Origin of the sequence: Knoellia terrae, assembly GCF_048606435.1 — a bacterium.
Lineage (GTDB): Bacteria > Actinomycetota > Actinomycetes > Actinomycetales > Dermatophilaceae > Knoellia > Knoellia terrae.
Window position 1 is genome coordinate 111723 of sequence record NZ_JBMBWH010000010.1, and the last position, 21911, is coordinate 133633.

Annotated in this window: 19 protein-coding genes; 3 read left to right on the forward strand and 16 right to left on the reverse strand. The window is 72.0% G+C overall.

Features of this window, described 5'->3' with window-relative positions:
- Positions 1 to 25: 25 nt before the first annotated feature.
- From rpmA to ACOJV9_RS14030, 5 genes are all read right to left on the reverse strand, one after another.
- Positions 26 to 295 carry a 50S ribosomal protein L27 gene (gene rpmA / locus ACOJV9_RS14010; protein ID WP_420185834.1) on the reverse strand — a complete coding sequence of 90 codons (270 nt, stop codon included), beginning with the start codon at positions 293 to 295 and terminating at the stop codon, positions 26 to 28.
- 35 nt (positions 296 to 330) lie between these two features.
- A complete protein-coding gene (gene rplU / locus ACOJV9_RS14015) occupies positions 331 to 636 on the reverse strand; it encodes a 50S ribosomal protein L21 (RefSeq protein WP_420185860.1) in 306 nt (101 codons plus the stop codon).
- A 104-nt stretch (positions 637 to 740) separates the two neighbouring features.
- Positions 741 to 3614, reverse strand: a complete 2874-nt coding sequence (locus ACOJV9_RS14020; protein WP_420185835.1) for an Rne/Rng family ribonuclease — start codon at positions 3612 to 3614, stop codon at positions 741 to 743.
- Between the two features lie 176 nt (positions 3615 to 3790).
- Positions 3791 to 4540: a TIGR03936 family radical SAM-associated protein gene (locus ACOJV9_RS14025; protein ID WP_420185836.1), complete on the reverse strand. Its 750-nt coding sequence runs from the start codon at positions 4538 to 4540 to the stop codon at positions 3791 to 3793.
- Between the two features lie 12 nt (positions 4541 to 4552).
- A complete protein-coding gene (locus ACOJV9_RS14030; protein ID WP_420185837.1) occupies positions 4553 to 5482 on the reverse strand; it encodes an MSMEG_6728 family protein in 930 nt (309 codons plus the stop codon).
- 208 nt (positions 5483 to 5690) lie between these two features.
- Here ACOJV9_RS14030 and ACOJV9_RS14035 point away from each other — a divergent pair, with 208 nt between their 5' ends.
- Complete coding sequence (locus tag ACOJV9_RS14035; protein WP_420185838.1) at positions 5691 to 6713, forward strand: TerC family protein; 1023 nt, start codon at positions 5691 to 5693, stop codon at positions 6711 to 6713.
- A gap of 50 nt (positions 6714 to 6763) precedes the next feature.
- Here ACOJV9_RS14035 and ACOJV9_RS14040 read toward each other — a convergent pair whose 3' ends face one another.
- Together ACOJV9_RS14040 and ACOJV9_RS14045 are read right to left on the reverse strand one after the other, a co-directional pair.
- Positions 6764 to 7225: a VOC family protein gene (locus ACOJV9_RS14040; protein WP_420185839.1), complete on the reverse strand. Its 462-nt coding sequence runs from the start codon at positions 7223 to 7225 to the stop codon at positions 6764 to 6766.
- 76 nt (positions 7226 to 7301) lie between these two features.
- On the reverse strand, positions 7302 to 9293 hold the full coding sequence (locus tag ACOJV9_RS14045; RefSeq protein WP_420185840.1) for a TIGR03960 family B12-binding radical SAM protein: 1992 nt from the start codon (positions 9291 to 9293) through the stop codon (positions 7302 to 7304).
- Between the two features lie 53 nt (positions 9294 to 9346).
- Between ACOJV9_RS14045 and ACOJV9_RS14050 the strand changes: the two genes are divergently transcribed.
- Positions 9347 to 9970 carry a protein-L-isoaspartate O-methyltransferase family protein gene (locus tag ACOJV9_RS14050; protein WP_420185841.1) on the forward strand — a complete coding sequence of 208 codons (624 nt, stop codon included), beginning with the start codon at positions 9347 to 9349 and terminating at the stop codon, positions 9968 to 9970.
- Here ACOJV9_RS14050 and ACOJV9_RS14055 read toward each other — a convergent pair.
- The 9 genes from ACOJV9_RS14055 to rimP all read right to left on the reverse strand — a co-directional run bounded on the left by ACOJV9_RS14055 (position 9955) and on the right by rimP (position 20802).
- A complete protein-coding gene (locus ACOJV9_RS14055) occupies positions 9955 to 11835 on the reverse strand; it encodes an AMP-dependent synthetase/ligase (RefSeq protein WP_420185842.1) in 1881 nt (626 codons plus the stop codon). The genes ACOJV9_RS14050 and ACOJV9_RS14055 overlap by 16 nt on opposite strands.
- Positions 11836 to 11948: 113 nt before the next feature.
- A complete protein-coding gene (gene rodA, locus ACOJV9_RS14060; protein WP_420185843.1) occupies positions 11949 to 13088 on the reverse strand; it encodes a rod shape-determining protein RodA in 1140 nt (379 codons plus the stop codon).
- Complete coding sequence (locus tag ACOJV9_RS14065; protein WP_420185844.1) at positions 13052 to 14014, reverse strand: bifunctional riboflavin kinase/FAD synthetase; 963 nt, start codon at positions 14012 to 14014, stop codon at positions 13052 to 13054. Before ACOJV9_RS14065 ends, rodA begins: the two co-directional genes overlap by 37 nt.
- Before the next feature lie 10 nt (positions 14015 to 14024).
- Positions 14025 to 14939, reverse strand: coding sequence for a tRNA pseudouridine(55) synthase TruB (truB, locus tag ACOJV9_RS14070; RefSeq protein WP_420185845.1), 915 nt, complete (start codon positions 14937 to 14939; stop codon positions 14025 to 14027).
- Positions 14936 to 15415 carry a 30S ribosome-binding factor RbfA gene (rbfA, locus tag ACOJV9_RS14075; protein WP_420185846.1) on the reverse strand — a complete coding sequence of 160 codons (480 nt, stop codon included), beginning with the start codon at positions 15413 to 15415 and terminating at the stop codon, positions 14936 to 14938. The genes truB and rbfA overlap by 4 nt, the downstream gene beginning before the upstream one ends.
- A 248-nt stretch (positions 15416 to 15663) precedes the next feature.
- Positions 15664 to 18540, reverse strand: coding sequence for a translation initiation factor IF-2 (gene infB, locus ACOJV9_RS14080; RefSeq protein ID WP_420185847.1), 2877 nt, complete (start codon positions 18538 to 18540; stop codon positions 15664 to 15666).
- Positions 18541 to 18607: 67 nt separating this feature from the next.
- Positions 18608 to 19009 (reverse strand): YlxR family protein, encoded by a 402-nt coding sequence (locus tag ACOJV9_RS14085; RefSeq protein ID WP_420185848.1) that lies wholly within the window; start codon positions 19007 to 19009, stop codon positions 18608 to 18610.
- Positions 19010 to 19017: 8 nt separating this feature from the next.
- Positions 19018 to 20211, reverse strand: a complete 1194-nt coding sequence (nusA, locus tag ACOJV9_RS14090) for a transcription termination factor NusA (protein WP_420185849.1) — start codon at positions 20209 to 20211, stop codon at positions 19018 to 19020.
- A gap of 3 nt (positions 20212 to 20214) precedes the next feature.
- A complete protein-coding gene (gene rimP / locus ACOJV9_RS14095; protein WP_420185850.1) occupies positions 20215 to 20802 on the reverse strand; it encodes a ribosome maturation factor RimP in 588 nt (195 codons plus the stop codon).
- 101 nt (positions 20803 to 20903) lie between these two features.
- On the opposite strand from rimP, the gene ACOJV9_RS14100 reads away from it, so the two are divergent.
- A complete protein-coding gene (locus ACOJV9_RS14100; protein WP_420185851.1) occupies positions 20904 to 21908 on the forward strand; it encodes a hypothetical protein in 1005 nt (334 codons plus the stop codon).
- Positions 21909 to 21911: the final 3 nt, after the last annotated feature.

The following is a 21911-nucleotide window of genomic DNA, read 5'->3' on the forward strand; positions in this document are numbered from 1 at the left end:
GGGCGCCTTGGTGGTGACGCTGCGGTCACGACGCGGAAACGGTCTCCACGGGAACGATGTTGACGACCTTGCGGCGACGCCGCGTGCCGAACTCGACGTTGCCCGCGACGAGCGCGAACAGCGTGTCGTCGCCACCGCGGCCGACACCCTCACCGGGGTGGAAGTGCGTGCCGCGCTGGCGGACGAGGATCTCTCCCGCGTTGACGAGCTGGCCGCCGAAGCGCTTGACGCCGAGTCGCTGGGAGTTGCTGTCGCGACCGTTACGGGTCGAGGACGCACCCTTCTTGTGTGCCATGTCTGCCTACCTTCGTGAGTCTGTGGACGGGACGCTCAGGCGTCGATCGAGGTGATCTTGACCTGGGTCAGCGGCTGGCGGTGGCCCTGACGCTTGCGGTAACCGGTCTTGTTCTTGTACTTCATGATCGTGATCTTGGGGCCCTTGGCGGACTTGAGGACCTCAGCCTTGACGGAGACCTTCGCCAGCTTCGAGGCGTCGGAGGTGACGGTCGAGCCGTCGACGACGAGAAGCGGGGTCAGGTCGATGCTGTCGCCGTCCTGGCCGATCTTGTCGATCAGAAGAATGTCTCCCACGGAGACCTTCTCCTGCCGACCGCCTGCGCGAACAATCGCGTACACAGTGGTGCTCACTTTCGGTTCAGGATGCGCTCGCTCTGGTGACCGGCCAACAGCTACCCCAGTGACACAGGACATCGGCTCGGTGGGCGCACCGACTGATGAGTTTAGCGGTCGCCCTCGGACTGCTCCAAATCAGCGGCCTTCGGGGGGCCGGCCGGTGCGACCACGCGGCCACGCTTGCGCCGCGCCCGCACGACCGGCTGGTCGAGCGGGGCGGGCTCGGCCTCGACGGGAGGCGCGGGAGCCTCGGGCGCGGACTGCTCGACCGGGGCGGCGAAAGGCAGATCCTCGGCGGCCGTGGCAGGCGTGACCTGTTCGGGCGTGCCGGTCTCGTCGCCAGGCTCGGTCTCGGGCTGCGGCGAGGTGGTCTCGTCGGTGACGGGATCGCTGAGGTCGGCGACGTCGTCGTCGGCGGGCTCCCCCGACATCGACTTGATCGCTGCGGCGTGGGCCGCGGCGGCGATCTGGGCGGCCGTCGGGCCCGACGGCGTGGACGGTGCCTCGGCCGCGGTCTCCCGCTGGGCCGAAGCAGGGGCGGGCTCGCCCTTGCCACGACGGCTGCGACCGCCGCGGGCGGAGGATCCCGCGCCCCGGTCGCTGCCGTGGTTGCCGTTGTGGCCGTGGGAGTCGCCGCCCTGGCCCTCGGACCGGTCGACCGGCTCGGCCTGGACGATGATGCCGCGGCCGGCGCAGTGCTCGCACGGCTCGGAGAAGACCTCGATCAGGCCGGAGCCGACCCGCTTGCGGGTCATCTGGACGAGACCGAGCGAGGTGACCTCGGCGACCTGGTGCTTGGTGCGGTCACGCCCCAGGCACTCGAGGAGCCGCCGGACGACGAGGTCGCGGTTGGACTCGAGGACCATGTCGATGAAGTCGATGACGATGATCCCGCCGATGTCACGCAGGCGGAGCTGACGGACGATCTCCTCGGCGGCCTCGATGTTGTTCTTGGTGACGGTCTCCTCGAGGTTGCCCCCGGAGCCGACGAACTTGCCGGTGTTGACGTCGACCACGGTCATGGCCTCGGTGCGGTCGATGACCAGCGAGCCACCGGAGGGCAGCCAGACCTTGCGGTCCATCGCCTTGGCGATCTGCTCGTCCACGCGGTGGTGAGTGAACAGGTCCTCCTCGGCGGTCCAGTGCGTGAGGCGCCTGGCGAGGTCGGGTGCGACGTCCTCGACGTAGCCGCTGACCTCGCTCCACGCCTGGTCGCCCGAGACGATGAGCTGGCTGAAGTCCTCGGTGAAGACGTCGCGGATGACGCGGACGGTGAGGTCGGCCTCGCCGTGCAGCAGCACGGGCGCTCCCCCGTTGCCGCCCTTCTTGTTCGCGGCCGCCTTGGCCTTCGCCTGGATCGCGTCCCAGGCCTTCGTGAGGCGCTCGACGTCGGCGCGCAGCTCCTCCTCGGAGGCGCCCTCTGCCGCGGTGCGCACGATGACGCCGGCGGAGTCCGGGACGACCTCCTTGAGGATGGCCTTGAGTCGCGCCCGCTCGGTGTCGGGGAGCTTGCGCGAGATGCCCGTCATCGACCCCTCGGGGACGTAGACGAGGTAGCGGCCCGGGAGCGAGATCTGGCTCGTCAGCCGGGCGCCCTTGTGCCCGATCGGGTCCTTGGTGACCTGGCAGAGCACCGTGTCGCCGGAGCCGAGGGCGTTCTCGATGCGCTTGGCCTGGTGCTGCTCGAGGCCGGCCGCGTCCCAGTTGACCTCACCGGCGTAGAGCACGGCGTTGCGGCCCTTGCCGATGTCGACGAAGGCGGCCTCCATCGAGGGCAGGACGTTCTGCACGCGACCGAGGTAGACGTTGCCGGCCATCGACGCGTTGGACTCGCGGGAGACGTAGTGCTCGACGAGCACCCCGTCCTCGAGGACGGCGATCTGGGTCTTGTCGCCCTTGCCGCGCACGGCCATGATCCGCTCGACCGACTCGCGGCGGGCGAGGAACTCCGCCTCGGTGATGATCGTGCGTCGGCGACCGGCCTCGCGGCCCTCGCGGCGGCGCTGCTTCTTGGCCTCGAGCCGGGTGGAGCCCTTGACGGCGGTGGGCTCGTCACGCTCCTTGCGGGGCTCGCGGACCCGGGTCACGGTTCCGGGCGGGTCCTCGTTCTCACCCGCCGAGCCGGAGCGGCGGCGGCGCCGACGGCGGCGGCTCGTGCCGTCGTCGCCCGCCTCGGTGTCGGACGCCTCGTCCGGGCCGGTGTCGCCGTTCTCGGCGGTGGCGGCCTCGTCCCCCTCGTCGGTGTCCTCGGCGGGGCCCGAGTCGGTCGTCTCCGCCTTGTCGCCGGCTCCGCGACCACGGCGGCCACGACCCCCGCGACGTCGGCGGCGGCCCCCGTCCTGGCTGTCGTCGGCGGACGCGTCGTCGGTGCGCTCGGCGGTCGGCTGGTCGGTGTCGTCGGCCGGTGCCGGCTCCTGCGCCACGGGCGGGGCGGGGCGCTCGGTCGGGGCCTGCGCCGGAGATGTGGCGCGACGGCGGCGCGGGGCGCTGACGTCGGGAGCCTGGAAGAGCAGCCCGAACGACGGTGCGGCGGGGGCCTCGGCCGCGGCGGGCTCCGCCACGACCTGCTCGACGTCCTCGTCCACCTCGGCCTCGGGGTCGATGACGGCCTGACCGACGGCGGGTTCCAGAATCTCCGGCTCGACGACCTCGGGGTCGGGAGCCGGCTCGGTGGACGCGCTCTCGGCCGTGGGGGCGGCGGCCGCCTTCGTGGCGCGGGTGGCCTTCTTCGCCGTCTTCTTCACGGCCTTCTTCGCCGTCTTCTTCGCGGCCTTCTTGACCGGGGCGTCCGCCTCGGGAGCCTCGTGGACCTCGGGGGTCTCGTCACCCCTGGTGCCCTGGTCGGGCGTCGTCACCGGCGCGGCGGCCTTCTTCGTCGCGCGGCGGCGACGGGGAGCGGCGGCCGGAGCGGACTCCGTGATGCCGACGTCCAGCGTGGGGGCGTCACCCTCGGGTGTCGTGGGGAGGTCCTGTTCAGCCATGTGCGTGGCCCTTTCGGCGCCACGTGGCCTCCAGCCACACCGTCCGGGCCGTTGCCCGAACCTGTCGGCCCCGTGGGGCTCGTGTCGTGATCGTGTCGGGTGAAGTTGCCCGACACGGAAGTCGTGTGCTGTCCCTGGTGCAGTTCGCGCGGCTTTCTGATCCGCAGCGGCACCGATCAGGGACCAATGGCGTCCTTGTCGGCGGCCAGTGGATCGGCCACCCCGGCAGCTGCAGCAAGCAGTGGGCCCTGGGCCAGCCGGGTCACCAGTGGTGGCACCGGTGGACTGAGCTCGGAGACTGCGTGCAGTGCGGTCAGGATGTCATCGGGGCGAACGGACGGTGTGGTGTGCCGAACGACCATCGTCAGTATCGCACACGAGGGGTCCTCGCTCTCGGTGACGACCATCGACACGACCGCCGAGCGCACGTCGAAGGTGCGGGGGCCGGTCTTGAACGTGCGGGTCACCTCGGCGTGTTCGACTCCGAGAAAGCGCTCGACGGCATACGTCAGGGTGTCGACGGTCACCGAGCGCATCTCGAGGTGCCAGACACTCGCCTCGAGGCGCTCGGCGAGGCTGCCCGGGCCGGCCTCGACCACCTCGACGACGTCGAGGTCCGGCGGCAGGGCCTCGTCCAGCGCGAGGCGCAGCGCCTGCGGGTCGACGCGCTCGGTCACCGAGATCTCGAAGTACTCGGCCTCGCTCGCGGTGCCGGTCGGGGCGGCGTTGGCGTAGCTGATCTTGGGGTGGGGGTGGAAGCCGGCCGAGAACGCCATCGGCACGCCCGAGCGCCGCAGCGCCCGCTCGAGGGCTCGAGCGAAGTCGCGGGTGGACGAGAAGCGCAGCCGGCCACGCTTGGCGTAGCGGATGCGGAGCTTCTGGACCGCCGGGGGCGGCGGAGGACCTTCGGGGATGCGGCGAGCCATGGTGCGGTCACCCTAGGGCAGCATGAGCAGGGGCCGTCCCACGGACGGGCCCGGGTCCACGCTCGCCGGACTGACGACCAGCCCGGCACCCAGCTCGTCGGCCAGTCGCGCCGTCACGAGGCCGTGGCGGACGAAGTGGAACTCCGGCACCGCCTCCGCCTCCTCCGTCATCGCCAGCCGGTCGGCCGGTGACGGCGCCCGGGCGATCGAGGAGCTCACCGCGCCGGCGGTCTCGCGGGGCCGTGGGGGCGGACCGCTGGGCTCGAGCGGGGGCAGGTCGACGACCCAGATCGTCGTGCCGGGGGTGCAGAGCCCGGCGAGCAGACCGATGAGCCTGGTCGCGGGTGCGTCCTCGGTGGCGAGCCGCACGTCGTGCCCGGCGGCGAGCCGGCCCACCAGCTCGTCGGCACCGGGAGGGACAGCCTCAAGCCCGAGCAGGGCGGCCGCCTCGGCAGGCGCGAGGGGCTGCCCGGCACCGCGAAGGACCGGCCACCGGGGAAAGGTGGGGTCGGGCCACACGTAGGGCAGGTCGTCCGGCACGTCGCCGAAGATCGGCCGGTAGTGGTCGGGGTCCTTGCGCACCAGCGCGGACCGGTGGCTGAGGTGGAGGGCCTCGTCGCCGAGCCATGGCGGCAGCCGGCCGTCGTCGTGGAGGCGGTCCCAGTCGGGCTCGACGCCGCCGGTGAACTCGAGGAGCGCTGCCCGGGTGGCGTCGGCCCGGCCGCGGGCCCGCCACTCGTCGACGCAGGCCAGCCCGTAGGCGACGAGGCCGGGGACGAAGCCGCGCCACATCCGCGTGGCCGGGTGGTTCTTCCAGCCGTAGGCCGGCCAGGTCAGGGCCCGCAGGACCTGGAAGGTCTCGACCCGCTGCTTGCCGAGGCGGCGGTCGTCGAGCACGGCGGCACTGCGGCGCGGGTCGGCGTAGGGGAGGAACGTCTGCACTCCTCCTTCCTACCCTCGCGGCCCCGACAGGACGCGGTCCGGCGCCGGACTTTGCCCGAAGCCGCGTGAGCACCTACACTCCGGCTCGAGGGGAGTACTTCCCAAGCTCGCACCGGTCAGTTCGGCCACCCAGACGGTGGCTCCGGTGCGGCGCCGGCCACGTGGCCGGTGAAGGAGACCTCACCACTGATCTGGTGAGGACCCTGTGATGCTCTCCCTCCTGCCTGCTGCCGCCCCCGAGTCGGTCGGCACCCCCACCCTGTGGTTCCTGACGATCGCCGGCGTGCTCGCCCTGCTCGTCCTGGACTTCCTCATCACCCGCCGCCCGCACGAGGTGTCGATGCGCGAGGCGGTCGGCTGGTCGACGTTCTACGTCGCGCTGCCGGTGGCCTTCGGTGTGTGGGTCTGGTCGGCCCACGGCGGTGAGCGCGGCGTCGAGTACTACGCCGGCTACCTCGTCGAGAAGTCGCTGTCGGTCGACAACCTCTTCGTCTTCCTCCTGCTGCTCACGGCGTTCGCGGTGCCGAAGGAGTACCAGCAGCGCGTGCTGCTCATCGGCGTCGCCGGAGCCCTGGTGCTCCGTGGCATCTTCATCGCGCTCGGCGCGCAGCTGATCTCCGCCTTCTCCTGGGCGTTCCTCCTCTTCGGCGTCATCCTGCTGCTCACCGCGGTGAAGGTGCTCCGGGACGCGCTCTCGCACTCCGACCACGAGGTCGACATCTCGACGCTCCGCTCGGTCCGGCTGGTCCGCCGCTTCTGGCCGGTCACCAAGGAGTACCGCGGGACCCGCTTGTCCGTCCGCGAGAACGGCCGTCGGGTCCTCACCCCGATGGCGCTCGTCGTCGTCGCCATCCTCGGCACCGACGTCGTCTTCGCGATCGACTCCGTGCCGGCGGTCTACGGGATCACCGAGGACCCCTACCTCGTCTTCGCGACGAACGCCTTCGCCCTGCTCGGCCTGCGCGCCCTGTACTTCGTCCTCCAGGGGGCCCTCGGCTCCCTGGCGCACCTCGGGCACGGTCTGGCCGCGATCCTCGCGTTCATCGGCGTCAAGCTCGTCCTGCACTGGGCGCACGACGTGTGGACGTGGGTGCCCGAGATCCCGACCCTGCTCTCCCTCGGCGTCATCATCGCCATCCTCGCGACGGTGACGACGACGAGCCTGCTCTCCCGTCGCCGTGACGAGCGTCGGAAGCCGGACGAGCGCCGGGTCGATACCGCGGACCGCTGACGAACGCACGTGTTCGTCAGCGCTCAGCGCAGGGTGACGTCCGCCCACCCTCAGTCGAGGCAGAACTCGTTGCCCTCGGGGTCGGCCATGACGAGGAAGCCGAGCTCCATCGGCGGCTTCGGCTCGACCCGGTGGTCGCGCGTCGCACCCAGCTCGACGAGCCGGGCGCACTCGGCCTCGAGGGCGTCCATCCTGGCCTCGCCCTCCAAACCCGGCGCCGCACGCAGGTCGAGGTGGACGCGGTTCTTGGCGACCTTGTCCTCGGGCACCTGCTGGAAGAACACCCGGGGGCCGGCGCCGTCGGGGTCCTCGATGGCGGAGCGGCTGTTGCGCTGGTCCTCGGGGACGCCCATCTGCGCGAGCACGTCGTCCCACGCCGCGAGCGGGTCGGCCCCGGGCGGGAGCTCGACGCCGGGCGGCGGCGGGTGGACGTAGCCCAGCGCGTCGCGCCAGAAGGTCGACAGGGCCCGCGGGTCGTGGGCGTCGAAGGTCACCTGGAACGTGCGGCCCATGAGGAGCCCCTTCCACGGGGGAGATCGGTCCCGTCCAGCGTGGCACCGCCCGCCGACACCCCGCCACCCCTCGAGGTCAGGCGTGCGAGTGGGCCTCGGCCATGCCCGCCCTGCCGGCCCCGAGGACCGTGAGCGGGAGCAGCACCTTGCCGGTGGGCCCGATCTCGATCTCGGTGCCCAGCTGCGGGCAGACGCCGCAGTCGAAGCAGGGCGTCCAGCGGCAGTCGTCGACCTCGGTCTCGTCAAGGGCGTCGAGCCAGTCCTGCCAGAGCCACTCCTTGTCGAGGCCGGAGTCGACGACGTCCCAGGCCAGGACCTCGGACTCCTGGCGCTCCCGCGTGGTGTACCAGTCGACGTCGATCGGCCACTCGCTCGCAGCGAAGGCCTTCTCGGCGGACGCCATCCACAGGTCGTAGGAGAAGTGCTCGCTCCAGCCGTCGAAGCGACCACCGTCACGCCACACCTGCTCGATGACGGCGCCGACCCGCCGGTCACCGCGCGACAGCAGTCCCTCGACGATGCCCGGCTTGCCGTCGTGGTAGCGGAACCCGATCGAGGAGCCGTAGCGGCGGTCGGCGCGGATGGCGTTGCGCAGCTTCTCGAGCCGGGCGTCGGTCTCGTCGGCGGAGAGCTGGCTGACCCACTGGAAGGGCGTGTGCGGCTTGGGCACGAACCCCCCGATCGACACGGTGCAACGGATGTCCTTGCGGCCACTGACCTGCCGACCGGTCTCGATGACGCGCTTGGCCAGCTCGGCGATCTGGAGGACGTCCTCGTCGGTCTCGGTCGGCAGCCCGCACATGAAATAGAGCTTGACGTTGCGCCAGCCCGCGCCGTAGGCCGCGGCGACGGTGCTGATGAGGTCGTCCTCGGTGACCATCTTGTTGATGACCTTGCGGATCCGCTCGCTGCCGCCCTCGGGCGCGAAGGTGAGGCCGGAGCGCCGCCCGTTGCGGGTCAGCTCGTTGGCCAGGTCGATGTTGAAGGCGTCGACCCGGGTCGACGGCAGCGACAGACCGGTCTGGGTCCCCTCGTAGCGGTCGGCCAGACCCTTGGTGATGTCGGCGATCTCGGAGTGGTCCGCGCTCGACAGCGACAGCAGTCCGACCTCCTCGAACCCCGTCGCCGCCAGCCCGCGCTCGACCATCTCGCCGATGCCGGTGATGGAGCGCTCGCGCACGGGGCGGGTGATCATGCCGGCCTGGCAGAAGCGGCAGCCGCGGGTGCAGCCGCGGAAGATCTCGACCGACATGCGCTCGTGCACCGACTCGGCGAGCGGCACGAGCGGCTGCTTCGGGTACGGCCACTCGTCGAGGTCCATGACCGTGTGCTTGGACACCCGCCACGGCACGCCGGTCTCGGTGGGGGCGATCCGCTGGATGCGCCCGTCGGGCAGGTAGGACACGTCGTAGAACGCGGGCACGTAGACGCCGCCGGTGCGCGCGAGGCGCAGCAGCAGCTCACGCCGGCCACCCGGCATACCCTCGCGCTTCCAGGCGGCGACGAGCTGGCTCACCATGAGCACCGCCTCCTCGCCGTCGCCGATGATCGCGGCGTCGATGAAGTCGGCGATGGTCTCGGGGTTGAAGGCGGCGTGCCCGCCAGCGACGACGATCGTGTCGCCGTCGGTGCGGTCGCGGGCGTGCAGCGGGATCCCGGCGAGGTCGAGCGCGGTGAGCATGTTGGTGTAGCCGAGCTCGGTCGAGAACGACAGCCCGAGCAGGTCGAAGTCGCCGACCGCGCGGTGCGAGTCCACGGTGAACTGCGGGACCCCGCTCTCGCGCATGAGGGCCTCCATGTCGGGCCACACGGCATACGTCCGCTCGCAGAGCACGTCCGGACGCTCGTTGAGCACCTCGTACAGGATCATCGAGCCCTGGTTGGGAACGCCGACCTCGTAGGCGTCGGGGTACATCAGCGCCCAGCGGACGGTGTGCTCCCCGCCGCAGTCCCAGTCCTTGACGGTGGAGTTGAGCTCGCCCCCGACGTACTGGATCGGCTTGCTCACCTGCTCGAGCAGGGGCTCGAGCTCGGGGAACAGGGGGGCGCCAGCGGTACGGGTCTGCATGGGTCAAGGGTACGTTCGCCGCGCGGCAGGCCCCAACGGAGCACACTGGCGGCATGGGCGCCGCACAGCGGGTCGAAGAGGCGATGGCCGCGTGCCCGCGCCGCGACTTCCTGCCCCGCCGTGAACGGCGCCACGCCGGACGTGACGGCCCGCTGCCGATCGGGCACGGTCAGACGAACTCCCAGCCGCGCACGGTGGCCGCGATGCTCGAGCTGCTCGACGTCCGTGCCGGCGACCGGGTGCTCGACGTCGGTGCCGGCTCGGCCTGGACGACGGCCCTGCTCGCCCACCTCACCGGCCCGACGGGCTCCGTCCTGGGCGTGGAGCGGGTTCCCGAGATCGCCGCCGCAGGCGCGGCGAACCTCGAACAGGCGCGTATGCCGTGGGCTCGCCTCACGCTCGCCACGCCCGGGGTGCTGGGCGCGCCGGGCGAGGGACCGTACGACCGGATCCTCGTGTCGGCCGAGGCGCAGACCCTCCCCCGGGCGCTGGTCGACCAGCTCGTGCCCGGGGGCGTCATGGTTCTCCCGGTCAAGGGGTGGATGCACCGGGTGACCCGCGACCCGGGCTTCGACGGCGACGGCGAGGCCACCGGCGATGCCGGGGTCGAGGTCCACGGGTCCTACCGCTTCGTCCCCCTCATCGAGGACGCACCGCCGGCTCAGCCGCCGGCGTAGTGGGCGTCGAGCGCGTCCTTGTAGCGCTCGGACACGACCTTGCGCTTGAGCTTGAGGCTCGGCGTGAGCTCGCCGCCGTCGACCGTGAGGTCCCGGTCGAGGATCGTGAACTTCTTGACCGTCTCCCACCGGTTGAGACCGGCGTTGAGCTGGTCGACGTAGCCCTGGACCATCGTGTGCGCCGCGTCCGAGGTGACGATTTCGGAGTAGCTGCGCCCCTCCATCCCGTTCTCGGCCGCCCAGGCGGTGATGGCCTCGGGGTCCAGTGTGACGAGCGCGGAGACGAAGTTGCGGTCGGCCCCGTGGACGACGAACTGGCTGACGTAGGGGCACATGCCCTTGAACTGCGACTCGATGATCGAGGGCGCGACGTACTTGCCGTTCGAGGTCTTGAAGAGGTCCTTCTTGCGGTCGGTGATCCGCAGGAAGCCACGGTCGTCGAGCTCACCGATGTCGCCGGTGTGGAACCAGCCGTCCGGGCCGAGGACCTCGGCCGTCGCCTCGGGGTTGTTGTGGTAGCCGTCCATGATGCCCTCGCCGCGCAGGAGCACCTCGCCGTCCTCGGCGATGCGCACCTCGGTCCCCGGCAGGGGCCAGCCGACGCTGCCGTACCTGTAGGCACTCGGGCGGTTGACCGTCGTCGCCGCGGAGGACTCGGTGAGGCCGTAGCCCTCCCCGACGAGCATGCCCATGGAGTCGAACCAGCGGCCGACGTCCTGGTTGAGCGCCGCGGATCCGGAGATGAACAGGCGCACCCGTCCCCCGAAGCGGTCGCGCACCTTGCTCATGACGAGCTTGTCGGCCAGGGCGTACTTCGTGGCGAGCAAGCCGCTCGGGTCCTTGCCCTCCGCGCGCAGCTCGCTCACCTCTCGTCCGACGCCCTCGGCCCAGCGGAAGAGCTTGAGCTTCACCCCCCCGTCGGCCTCCACCATCATCTGGACGCGGTTGTAGGCCTTCTCGAAGATGCGGGGGGCGGCGCCCATGAAGGTCGGCTTCACGACGGCGAGGTTGTCGACGATCTTGTCGATGCGCCCGTCGATCGCGGTGGGGAAGCCGATCTGCAGCGGGAGCGTGAGGAGCAGCTTGCCGAAGACGTGGGCCAGCGGGAGCCAGAGGTACTGCAGGTCGTCGTCGCGCAGGATGCCGGTCGAGTCGGTCGCGGCGGCCTCGTAGGTCCACGACTTGTGGAGCAGGCGCACGCCCTTGGGCCGGCCGGTCGTGCCGGAGGTGTAGATGATGGTGGCGAGCCGGTCAGGGGTGAGGGCGTCGATCCGCTCGTCGATGAGCCCGGGGTTGCGCTCCAGGCCGGTGCGACCGAGCGCTTCGAGCGAGTCGAGGCTGATGACCCAGTCGTCCTCCCCGGTCGCGGCCTCGGGGTCGAAGGTGACGACCTTGATCACTCCCGGGACGGCGGAGGCGATGCGGCGCAGCTTGGCGACCTGCTCGGCGTCCTCGGCGAAGACCACCTTGCTCTGGGAGTCGCTGAGGATGAAGGCGACGTCGTCGTCGATGGTCGTCGGGTAGATCGTCGTCGTCACCCCACCGGCCACCATGGTGCTGAGGTCGGCGAGCGCCCACTCGTAGCGGGTCGACGACGCGACCGCGACGCGCTCCTCCGGCCCGACGCCGAGGGCGACGAGGCCGGCGCCGATCGCGTAGACCGTCTGCTTGACCTCGGCCCACGTGACCGTCACCCACTCGTCCCCGGACTCCTTGACCTTCGCGTACATGAAGGCGTCGGAGTCAGGGGTCGCCGTCACCCGCTGCCGGAAGAGGTGGCCGACACTGGCGGCGCGCTCCTCGATCAGGCGGTGGTCGACCGACTCGTCGGCCGGGGAGTGGGTCTGGGGGGTTGCAGCAGGCATGTCGTGTTCCTCGTCCTTGGGGAGCGCTTGGGCGGAATGGTGCCACAGGCCGGGCGCGTTGGGGACCTGCTCAGCCCAAACGTGACCCACGGGTAACCCAGCCCCTCGAGGGCTCAGGCCGGGCGGTGGCGCTGTCCGGCGGCATACGCCGCGTTGACGACACCGATCGCGAGCCAGGACGCGAACATCGACGACCCACCGTAGGAGACGAACGGCAGCGGCAGCCCGGTGACGGGCAGGAGGCCGAGGTTCATGCCGACGTTCTGGAAGACCTGGAAGACCAGCCACGTCCCGACCCCGATGCCGACGAAGCGGCCGAACGCGTCGTCGGAGCGACCGGCCACGACGAAGACGCGGATGACGAGGAAGGACAGGAGCACGAGCAGCCCGGCGGCTCCCACGAAGCCGAGCTCCTCCCCCGCCACCGAGAAGATGAAGTCGTTGAGCTGGTACGGGATGAACCCGCCCTGCGTCTGCCGGCCCTCCATGAACCCCTGCCCGCCCCAGCCACCCGAGCCGATGGCCAGCCGGACTTGGCGGGTCTGGTAGCCGATGCCCTCGGGGTCGGCGCTCGGGTCGGCGAAGGCGACGAGGCGGTCGCGCTGGTACTCGGACAGCAGGGGCGTGGTCAGGGCGGCGACGACGAGCGCGGCGGCCGCGAGCGCCACCCCGGCGACCCATCGCCGGGGGGCGCCCGCGACGGCGATGACGACGAAGGCCAGCGCCCCGAGCACGACGGCCGAGCCGAGGTCGGGTTGGAGCATGATGAGCGCGACCGGCACGGCTGCGAGCACCCAGGCCAGCGCCACGTCGCGTCCGGTGGGCGCCACGCGGCGCTCCCAGCGCTCGGCGAGCACGAACGCGAGGACGAGCACGAGGCCGACCTTGGCGAACTCCGACGGCTGCACCGTGAAGCCGGCCGCGACCGGGATCCACGAGCGCGACCCGTTGACCGTCAGCCCCAGCGGGGTGAGCACGGCCAGGAGTCCGAGCAGCGAGACGCCGTAGATCCACGGGGCGACGAGCCGCAGGCCGTGGTGCCCGAGGCGGGTCACGCCGACGGCCAGCGCCATGCCGACGGCCGTGTTGAGCAGGTGACGGGCGAGGTATGCCGTCCCGGCGGCCTGGTGGGTCGCCGACCAGACCAATAGGGCACCGACGAGCGAGGTGCCGCCCGCCCCGACGAGGAGGCCGACGTCCTGCCGGAGCCAGCGGGTCAGGAGTGGACGATCTGGGTGAGCACCGTGCGGCACTGCTCGACGTCCTTGGCCATGGCGACGAGGAGGTCGTCGATGCTGTCGAAGCGCAGGGTCGGCCGGATGTGCTCGACGAACTCGACCATCACGCGCTCGTCGTAGAGGTCGAGGTCGTCGCGGTCGAGGACGTAGGCCTCGACGGTGCGCCGATCCTCGGTGTCGAAGGTCGGGTTGGTGCCGATCGACACCGCGGCCGGCATGGTGCGGTCCGGCTCGCCGTCGGTCAGGCCGAGACGGGTGAGCCAGCCGGCGTAGACGCCCTCCGCCGGCACGAGGCCCTCGGAGTCGGATGACAGGTTGGCCGTGGGGTAGCCGAGCTCGCGGCCGCGGTGGTGGCCGTGGACGACCGAGCCGACCACCCGGTGGGGACGGCCGAGGACGCGCGCCGCCGCGGCGACGTCGCCGGCGGCGAGGGCCTGCCGGACCGAGGTCGAGGACCAGCGCTCCCCCTCGCCGACGTCCTCGAGCACCACGACCTTGAAGCCCAGGGTGGCGCCGAGGTCCCGCAGGGTCGCGACGTCGCCCGAGTTCTTGTAGCCGAACCGCGTGTCGACACCCACGACGACGGCGTGCGCCTGGAGGCCGTCGACGAAGGTGCGCCGGACGAACTCCTCGGGGGTCTGGCGGGCGAACTCGGTCGTGAAGGGCAGGACGAGCAACCCGTCGATCCCGGTCGTCTCGAGCAGGTCGTCGCGCAGGGACCCGGGGGCGATGAGCTCGGGGGCGCGCTCGGGGTGGAGCACCGCGACCGGGTGCGGTTCGAAGGTCACGGCGACCGTCGGCAGGTCGAGCTCGGCGCCGGTCTCGAGGAGCTGGGCGAGCACGGCTCGGTGCCCCCGGTGGACGCCGTCGAAGTTGCCCATGGTGACGACGCAGGGCCGCAGCTCGTCGGGGGTGGCTGCGGGGTCGGTGAACCGGTGCACGCTGGACACTCTACGAACTCGACGGGGCGAACACGACGTGGCTCCGGGCCGTGGCGCCGGACTCGTCGAGCATGGCGACGAGGGAGCCGTCGGGGGCGAAGGCCGCGACGGGTTCCGCGCGGCCCGGCACGGCCGACGGCACGCGCTGCCCGAAGCCGATGGTGCGGGCCTCGTCGTCACTGAGCTCGCGGGCGTCGAAGGCCGCTCGGGCGGCCTCGGCGAGCGGGACCACCGGCATCGGCTCGCCCTGACGGGCCTCGAGGTGGGCGAGCGGGTGGGCGCGGTCGAGCCCGAAGCCACCGACGCGCGTGCGGCGCAGCGCCGTGAGGTGGCCGGCGGAGCCCAGGGCGCTCCCGAGGTCGCGGGCCAGCGCCCGCACGTAGGTGCCGGACGACACCGTGACCTCGGCGTCGAGGTCGACGACGTCGAGCCCGTCCACGACCAGGCGGCGCACGTCCCTCAGTTCGAAGCGCGACACGGTCACCGGTCGCGGGGGCAGGTCGACCGACTCCCCCGCCCGGGCCCGGTGGTAGGACCGCTCGCCCTTGACCTTGATGGCGCTCACCGAGCTCGGCACCTGCTGGGTGTCACCGGTGAGCGTGGCGACGGCGGCCGTGAGGGCCTCGTCGGCGAGGCCGGCGGCGCCGGGGGCGCTGGTCACCTCACCCTCGGCGTCGTCGGTCAGGGTGCCCTGCCCGAGCCGGATCGTCGTCGCGTAGTCCTTGTCGCAGCCGACGAGGAAGGTGAGCAGCCGCGTGGCGCGCCCGACACCGAGCACGAGCACGCCGGTCGCCATCGGGTCGAGGGTGCCGGCGTGGCCCACCTTGCGGGTGCCGCAGAGGCGGCGCGCGCGCGCGACGACGTCGTGGCTGGTCCAGTCCTGCGGCTTGTCGACGACGAGGAGCCCGTCGACGACCTCGCTCACGCCCGGTCGGTGTCGGCCGGCGCGGTGCTGTCGGCTGCGGTGTCGTCGTCCGCGGCCTCGTCATCGCGGCGGTAGGGGTCGGTGTCGCCCGCGTAGGAGGCACCGGCGGCCGCGGCAGCCACCTGGGCGTCACGCTCGCGCGCCTCCTGCAGGAGGACCTCGAGGTGGGCGGCCGTCTCGGGGATCGCGTCGGCGATGAACTCCAGCGTCGGCGTGAGCCGGATGCCGAGCTGCTTGCCGACGTGGCTGCGCAGCTTCCCGCGGTTGGTCTCCAGGAGGTAGGAGGTCTTCGCGCGCTGGTCCTCGTCGCCGAAGACCGTGTAGAACACCGACGCGTGCTGGAGGTCGTTGGTCACCCGGACGTCGGTGATGGTCACGAACCCCAGGTCGGGGTCCTTGACGATCGGGTCGAGCCCTGCGGCGATGAGGGTCTTGATCCGGTCGGCGACCTTGCGGGCGCGGGCGGCGTCAGCCACGACAGCTCCTTCTCTGGGAAACGTTGTGCCCGACCACCCTAGGCGGCGGACGGACTCGGGACGAACCGGCACGGGGAGGTCGAGATCGGGCGACACGCGGGCGAACGCAGCCGGGCACCCGCGTGTCCCCCGATCTCGTCACGGACGGGAGCGGCCGGCATACCGAGTGTCGGTATGCCGGCCGCTCACCTCAGGTGCGATGCGTCAGGCGCGGGGCTTCGCCCACGCAGAGCGTGGGACCCGGCGCATCACGCGCGGGGCTTCTCGCGCATCTCGTAGGTGCTGATCATGTCCTCGATCTGCAGGTCGTTGTAGGACCCGAGGTTGATGCCGCACTCGAAGCCCTCGCGGACCTCGGTGACATCGTCCTTGAACCGGCGCAGACCGGCGATCTCGACGTTCTCGGACACGACGACCCCGTTGCGGGTGATCCGTGCCCGGGTGCCGCGCTTGATCTCGCCGCTGCGGACGATCGACCCGGCGATGTTGCCGAACTTGCTCGAGCGGAAGATCTCGCGGATCTCGGCCGTGCCGAGCTCCACCTCTTCGTACTCGGGCTTGAGCATGCCCTTGAGCGATGCCTCGATCTCCTCGATGGCCTGGTAGATCACCGAGTAGTAGCGGATCTCGACGCCCTCGCGCTCGGCGTAGTCAGCGTTCTGGCCCTCGGCCCGGACGTTGAAGCCGATGATGATCGCGTTGGAGGCGACCGCGAGGTTGATGTTGTTCATCGTGATCGCACCGACGCCGCGGTCGATGATCCGCAGGTCCACGTCGTCGCCGACGTCGATCTGCAGCAGCGCGTCCTCGAGGGCTTCGACGGAACCCGACACGTCACCCTTGAGGATGAGGTTGAGGGTGTCGACCTTGCCCTGCGCGATGGCCTCGTTGAGGTCCTCGAGCGAGATGCGCTTGCGGGCCTTGGCCAGGCTCGCCTGACGGTCGGCCGACTCGCGACGCTCCGCGATCTGGCGGGCGGTGCGGTCGTCCGGGGCGACGACGAAGGTGTCGCCGGCCCTCGGGACCGAGGAGAGGCCGAGCACCTGCACCGGACGCGACGGGGTCGCCTCGGTGAGGTTCTGGCCGTGCTCGTCGAGCATGGCCCGCACGCGGCCGTAGGAGCTGCCGGTGACGATGGCGTCCCCGACGTGGAGCGTGCCGGACTGGATGAGCACGGTCGCGGTCGCACCGCGGCCCTTGTCGAGGTTGGCCTCGATCGCGACACCACGGGCGTCACGGTCGGGGTTGGCCCGCAGGTCGAGGGCGGCGTCCGCGGTGAGCAGGACGGCCTCGAGCAGTGCGTCGATGTTCTCGCCCTGCTTGGCGGAGACGTCGACGAACATCGTCTCGCCGCCGTACTCCTCGGCGACGAGGTTGTACTCGGTGAGCTGCTGACGGATCTTGGACGGGTTGGCGCCCTCGACGTCGATCTTGTTGACCGCGACGACGATCGGGACGTCCGCCGCCTGGGCGTGGTTGAGCGCCTCGATGGTCTGCGGCATGACGCCGTCGTCGGCAGCGACGACGAGGATCGCGATGTCGGTCACCTTCGCGCCACGGGCACGCATGGCGGTGAACGCCTCGTGACCCGGGGTGTCGATGAAGGTGATCGGACGGTCGACGCCCTCGTGCTGCTTGTGGATCTGGTAGGCACCGATGTGCTGGGTGATGCCACCGGACTCGCCACCCGCGACGTTCTCGTTGCGGATCGCGTCGAGCAGGCGCGTCTTTCCGTGGTCGACGTGACCCATGACGGTGACGACCGGCGGGCGGGCCGCGAGGTCGTCCTCGTCCTCGGCGTCGACGCCGATCTCGAGGTTGATGGAGAAGGCGTCGAACAGCTCCTTCTCCTCCTCCTCCGGCGAGACCATGCGGATGTCGTAGCCGAGCTCGGCGCCGAGCAGGCGGAAGGTGTCCTCGTCGAGGCTCTGCGTCGCGGTCGCCATCTCACCGAGGTGGAACATCACCGTGACGAGCGAACCCGGGTTGGCGTTGATCTTGTCGGCGAAGTCGGTGAGGGAGGCACCCTGGCGCACCTGGATGACGGTCGTGCCGTCACCGCGGGGAACGCTCACGCCACCGATCGACGGCGCCTGCATCTCCTCGAACTCCATGCGCTTGGCGCGCTTGGACTTGCGGGCACGGCCGGGTCGGCCACCACCGCGGCCGAAGGCACCGGCGGTCGAGCCGCGACCGGCTCCACCACGGAAGCCGCCGCCACCGGGACGACCGGCGAAGCCGCCTCCTGCACCGGGACCACCCGTGCCGCCACCGGGGCGACCGGGAGCGCCACCGGCGCCGGGACGACCGCCACGACCACCGGGACGCTCACCCGGACGGGCGACCGCACTGGAGGACGGCATCATGCCGGGGCTGGGACGGGCACCACCGGGACGCGGACCTGCCGCGCCGGCCGCGGCGCCACCGGGACGGGGGGCGCTGCGCGGACGCGGCATCCCCTGGCTCGGGGCGAAGGGGTTGTTGCCGGGACGTGCTGCGGCGCCACCCTCGCGCCCACCCTCACGGGCGGCCTCGCGGCCTCCGTCGCGGCCCTGGCGCATGCCCTGGCTCGGAGCGAAGGGGTTGTTGCCGGGGCGCGGGGAGCCCGCACCGGGGCGGGGTGCCGGGCGCGTGCCCGACTCGGGCGCCTTGGCCGCGGGTGCGGCGGGCGCGGGGGCCGACGGCGTGGGGGACGCCTTGGCGGCCGGGGCCGCGGGAGCGGCCGGAGCCGGTGCGGCGGGAGCCGGGGCTGCGGGAGCCGGCGCTGCCTTCGCGGCGGGGGCCGCGGGCGCAGCGGGGGCCGCAGGTGCAGCGGGGGCGGCCGGACCGGGAGCGGGGGCCGTCGGGGCAGCCGCAGCAGGCGCCGGAGCTGCCGGAGCCGCGGGAGCCTGGGGACCGGGGGTCGCCGACGGGGCGGCGGGCGCCTTGCCGCCGGGCTTGGCCGCGGTCTTCGCGGGTGCCGGCGTGTCCACGGGGAACTTCTCCTGGTACCGGCGAACGACCGGCGCCTCGACGGTGGAGGACGCCGACTTGACGTACTCACCCATGCCGTTGAGGCGCTCGAGGAGGACCTTGCTGGTCACTCCCACTTCCTTGGCGAGTGCACTGACTCGAACCTTTGCCACGTTTCTCCTTCTTCTGGTCCGTGCGACCTGAGGAAGGGCGCGGACCGCTATCTGGGGGGGGAGCTCATTACTGAGTTCTCATCGGGTGCTCATCAGCGTCAAACCCGCTTTCGGTTCCCTGGGGATGGTCGGTGGTCTGCTCGTGGATGGCGATCTGCTCCGCCACGGCGCTGGGATCCAGGTGCCCACTGACTCGCAGTGCACGCCCGAACGCCCGTCGTCGGACGGCGAGGTCGAAACAGTCTCCGGTGGGGTGCAGCCATGCGCCACGCCCCGGAAGACACCGCCTGAGGTCGGGGACCAGGTCCCCGTGTCCTCCGACGACCACTCGCAGGAGTGCCGACCGGCTATCCGGAACCCTGCATCCCACACAGGTGCGCACCGGCTCCGTCGAGGACGGGGTATGCCGTGTGCGTGCCGAGGTGTGTGACGTCCGGGTCCGGGGTCCAGTCCGGTCGGTCCCGTCCATTCTAGCGCCTAGCGGGGGTCGCGAGCGTCATCGGACCGCTCGGGACCGCCCTCACCGGCTCCACGGGCGGGTGTCGTCGAGGGGTTGTCGGAGCGGATGTCGATCCGCCACCCCGTCAGCTTGGCGGCGAGCCGCGCGTTCTGGCCCTCGCGGCCGATGGCCAGGGAGAGCTGGTAGTCGGGCACGACGACTCGGGCGGCGCGCAGCTGGCGGTCCACGACCTCGACCGACTGGACCCGTGAGGGGCTCAGGGCGGAGGCGATGAACGTCGCCGGGTCCTCGCTGAAGTCGACGATGTCGATCTTCTCGCCGTGGAGCTCGGCCATGACCGCGCGCACGCGGGCGCCCATCGGGCCGATGCAGGCGCCCTTGGCGTTGAGGCCCGGCACCTTGGTGTGGACGGCGATCTTGGTGCGGTGGCCGGCCTCGCGGGCGAGGGCGGCGATCTCGACGCTCCCGTCGGCGATCTCCGGGACCTCGAGGGCGAACAGCTTGCGGACGAGGTTGGGGTGCGTGCGCGACAGCCCGATCTGCGGACCGCGCATGCCGCGCTTGACGCTCACGACGTAGGTCCGCAGCCGCTGGCCGTGGACGTACCTCTCGCCGGGGACCTGCTCGGCCAGCGGCAGGATGCCCTCGACGGAGCCGAAGTCCACGGTGACGTGGCGGGGGTCCGGGCTCTGCTGGATGACGCCGGCGACGATGTCGCCCTCGCGTCCCTTGAAGTCGCCCATGATCGCGTCGTCCTCGATGTCGCGCAGGCGTTGCACGATGACCTGGCGAGCGGTGGCGGCGGCGACGCGGCCGAAGTCGCTCGGGGTGTCGTCGAACTCGGGGCCGTACTCGCGACGCATCCGCGGCGGGGCCGGCTCGGCGGGGGCGGCCTCGGACGCGTCGTCCCCGGTCGCGCCGTCGGCGGCGGAGGAGGCGGCGGAGTCGGCGTCCGTGTCGTCCGCGGTCCCGGCCGCCTCGGAGGTCGCGACGTCGGTCGGCTCCTCCTCGACCGGAACCTCGAACTCCTCGCGCGCCCAGATGGTGACGTGCCCGGTCTTGCGGTCGAGCTCGGCCCGGGCGTTGCGGGAGGAGCCGTCGGTGCGCTGGTAGGCGAGGAGCAGGGCCTGCTCGATGGCGGGGATGAGCACGTCGAGCGAGATGTCGCGCTCGCGCTCGACTCCCCGCAGGACGGCGAGGTCGATGTCCATGGGTCAGTTCTCCTTGTCGCCCGACGCGTCGGCGGCGTCGTGGTGGTTCTCGGCATCGGCGCTGTCGCCGGCCACGGTCGACGGGTCGTCCTTGCGCGAGAACTCGACCTGCACGTCGCCACGGTCGATCGCGGCATACGCATGGGTCTCGTCCCGGGCGGGAACCTTCTTGAGCGCGGGAATGGTGAGGGTGAGGTCGTCGGTGCCGGCACGGGCGATGCGTCCGGTCACCGGCTCGGCGCCCCTCATCGTGAGGACGACGAGGCGGCCGACGTTGCGCTGGAAGTGGTGCGGGCTGGTGAGCGGGCGGGAGACGCCGGGCGAGGTGACCTCGAGGGTGTAGGGCTGCTCCCCCAGGACGTCCGACTCGTCGAGGACGTCGCTGATGGTGCGGGTCGCGGCGGCGATCTCGTCGAGCGAGAGCGACTCGACCGTCTCGGTGACGTCACCGGAGGTCTCGAGAGCCCGGTCCACGACGACTCTCACGACGCGCCGGCGACCGGCGGGGGTCACGACGAGCTCCTCGAGGACGACTCCCGAGCCGTCCAGTGCACCGTCGAGCAGCTCCTGCACTGCGGTGTCGCGGGTCATCGATCTCCCTCTCTGTAGTTCTCGTGCCGCTCCACCTGCTGCGGCGACGACCACTCTAGCCGGGCCGCTGCGGGTCCTTCCACGCGTGCGAGGATGCCGCCATGGGTGACCCGACGCCGCCGGCCTCGGCGCCGACCCGGCGCCTCGTGGGCCTGGGCTCGCTGGGGGTCGTCGCCACCGTCCTGGCCGGGTGCGGCATCCGGCTCGAGGATGACGCGCCCCGGGTGCCGCTCGTCCCGACCCGCGAGCCGATCCCCGGGGAGGAGCCGCTCCTGCGCCTGCTCGGGGCGGTCCGGGCCGCGTCGCTCGCCCCGGCAGACCCCACGGTGCCACTCTCACCCGCGCTCGCGCCGCTCCACCGGCGCCAGGCCGACGTCCTGCGCGACGCCCTCCGTCAGCGCGGTGTCCCCGAGGCGGCCCTGCCCTCGCCGTCGCCCTCGGCGAGCCCGACGGCGACCGCGAGCCCGACGGCGCCCACGAGCCCGACGGCGTCACCCTCACCGACCGCTCCCCCGGCCGTCCCCCCGGCTCTCGGGATGCCCGCGGTGGAGGGCTCGATCCTCGCGGCGTCGTCGGGCTGCGCGCAGGCCGAACCGGTGCTGCGTCCACCCCTCGTGGCCCTGCTCGCCCAGGCCCACGCGGCGATGGAGCTGGCGACGGGCTCCCGCGCCGAGGCCCCCACCGCCGCGCCGACATGGTCAGCGCCCGAGCTGCTCGTCCCCCTGGTCGAGGCCACCCGCAGGGCGACGTACTTCCTCGAGGTGGCCGCCGCCCGCAGCACGGCCAGGGGTCAGCGCACGGCCCGGGACGGGATCGCCCGGCTCGAGGCCCTGACCGCCGAGATCGCGGAGGCGGCCGGCGACGCGGCTCCGGTGCCCGAGCTCGGGTACCCCCTGCCCCAGCCGGTGACCACGCCCGCGCAGGCCGCCGCGTTCGCGACGCAGACGCGCGCCACGCTCCTGGGCACCTTCGGGGCGGAGCTCGGCGGCCTCACCGCGACCGACCCGGAGGCGGCGTTCGCCGACCTGCCTCGGTGGATGGGCAGCGTCGCCGCTGAGGCGCACCTGGGTGGCACCCCGTTGACGGCCTTCCCCGGGCTCACGTGAGCC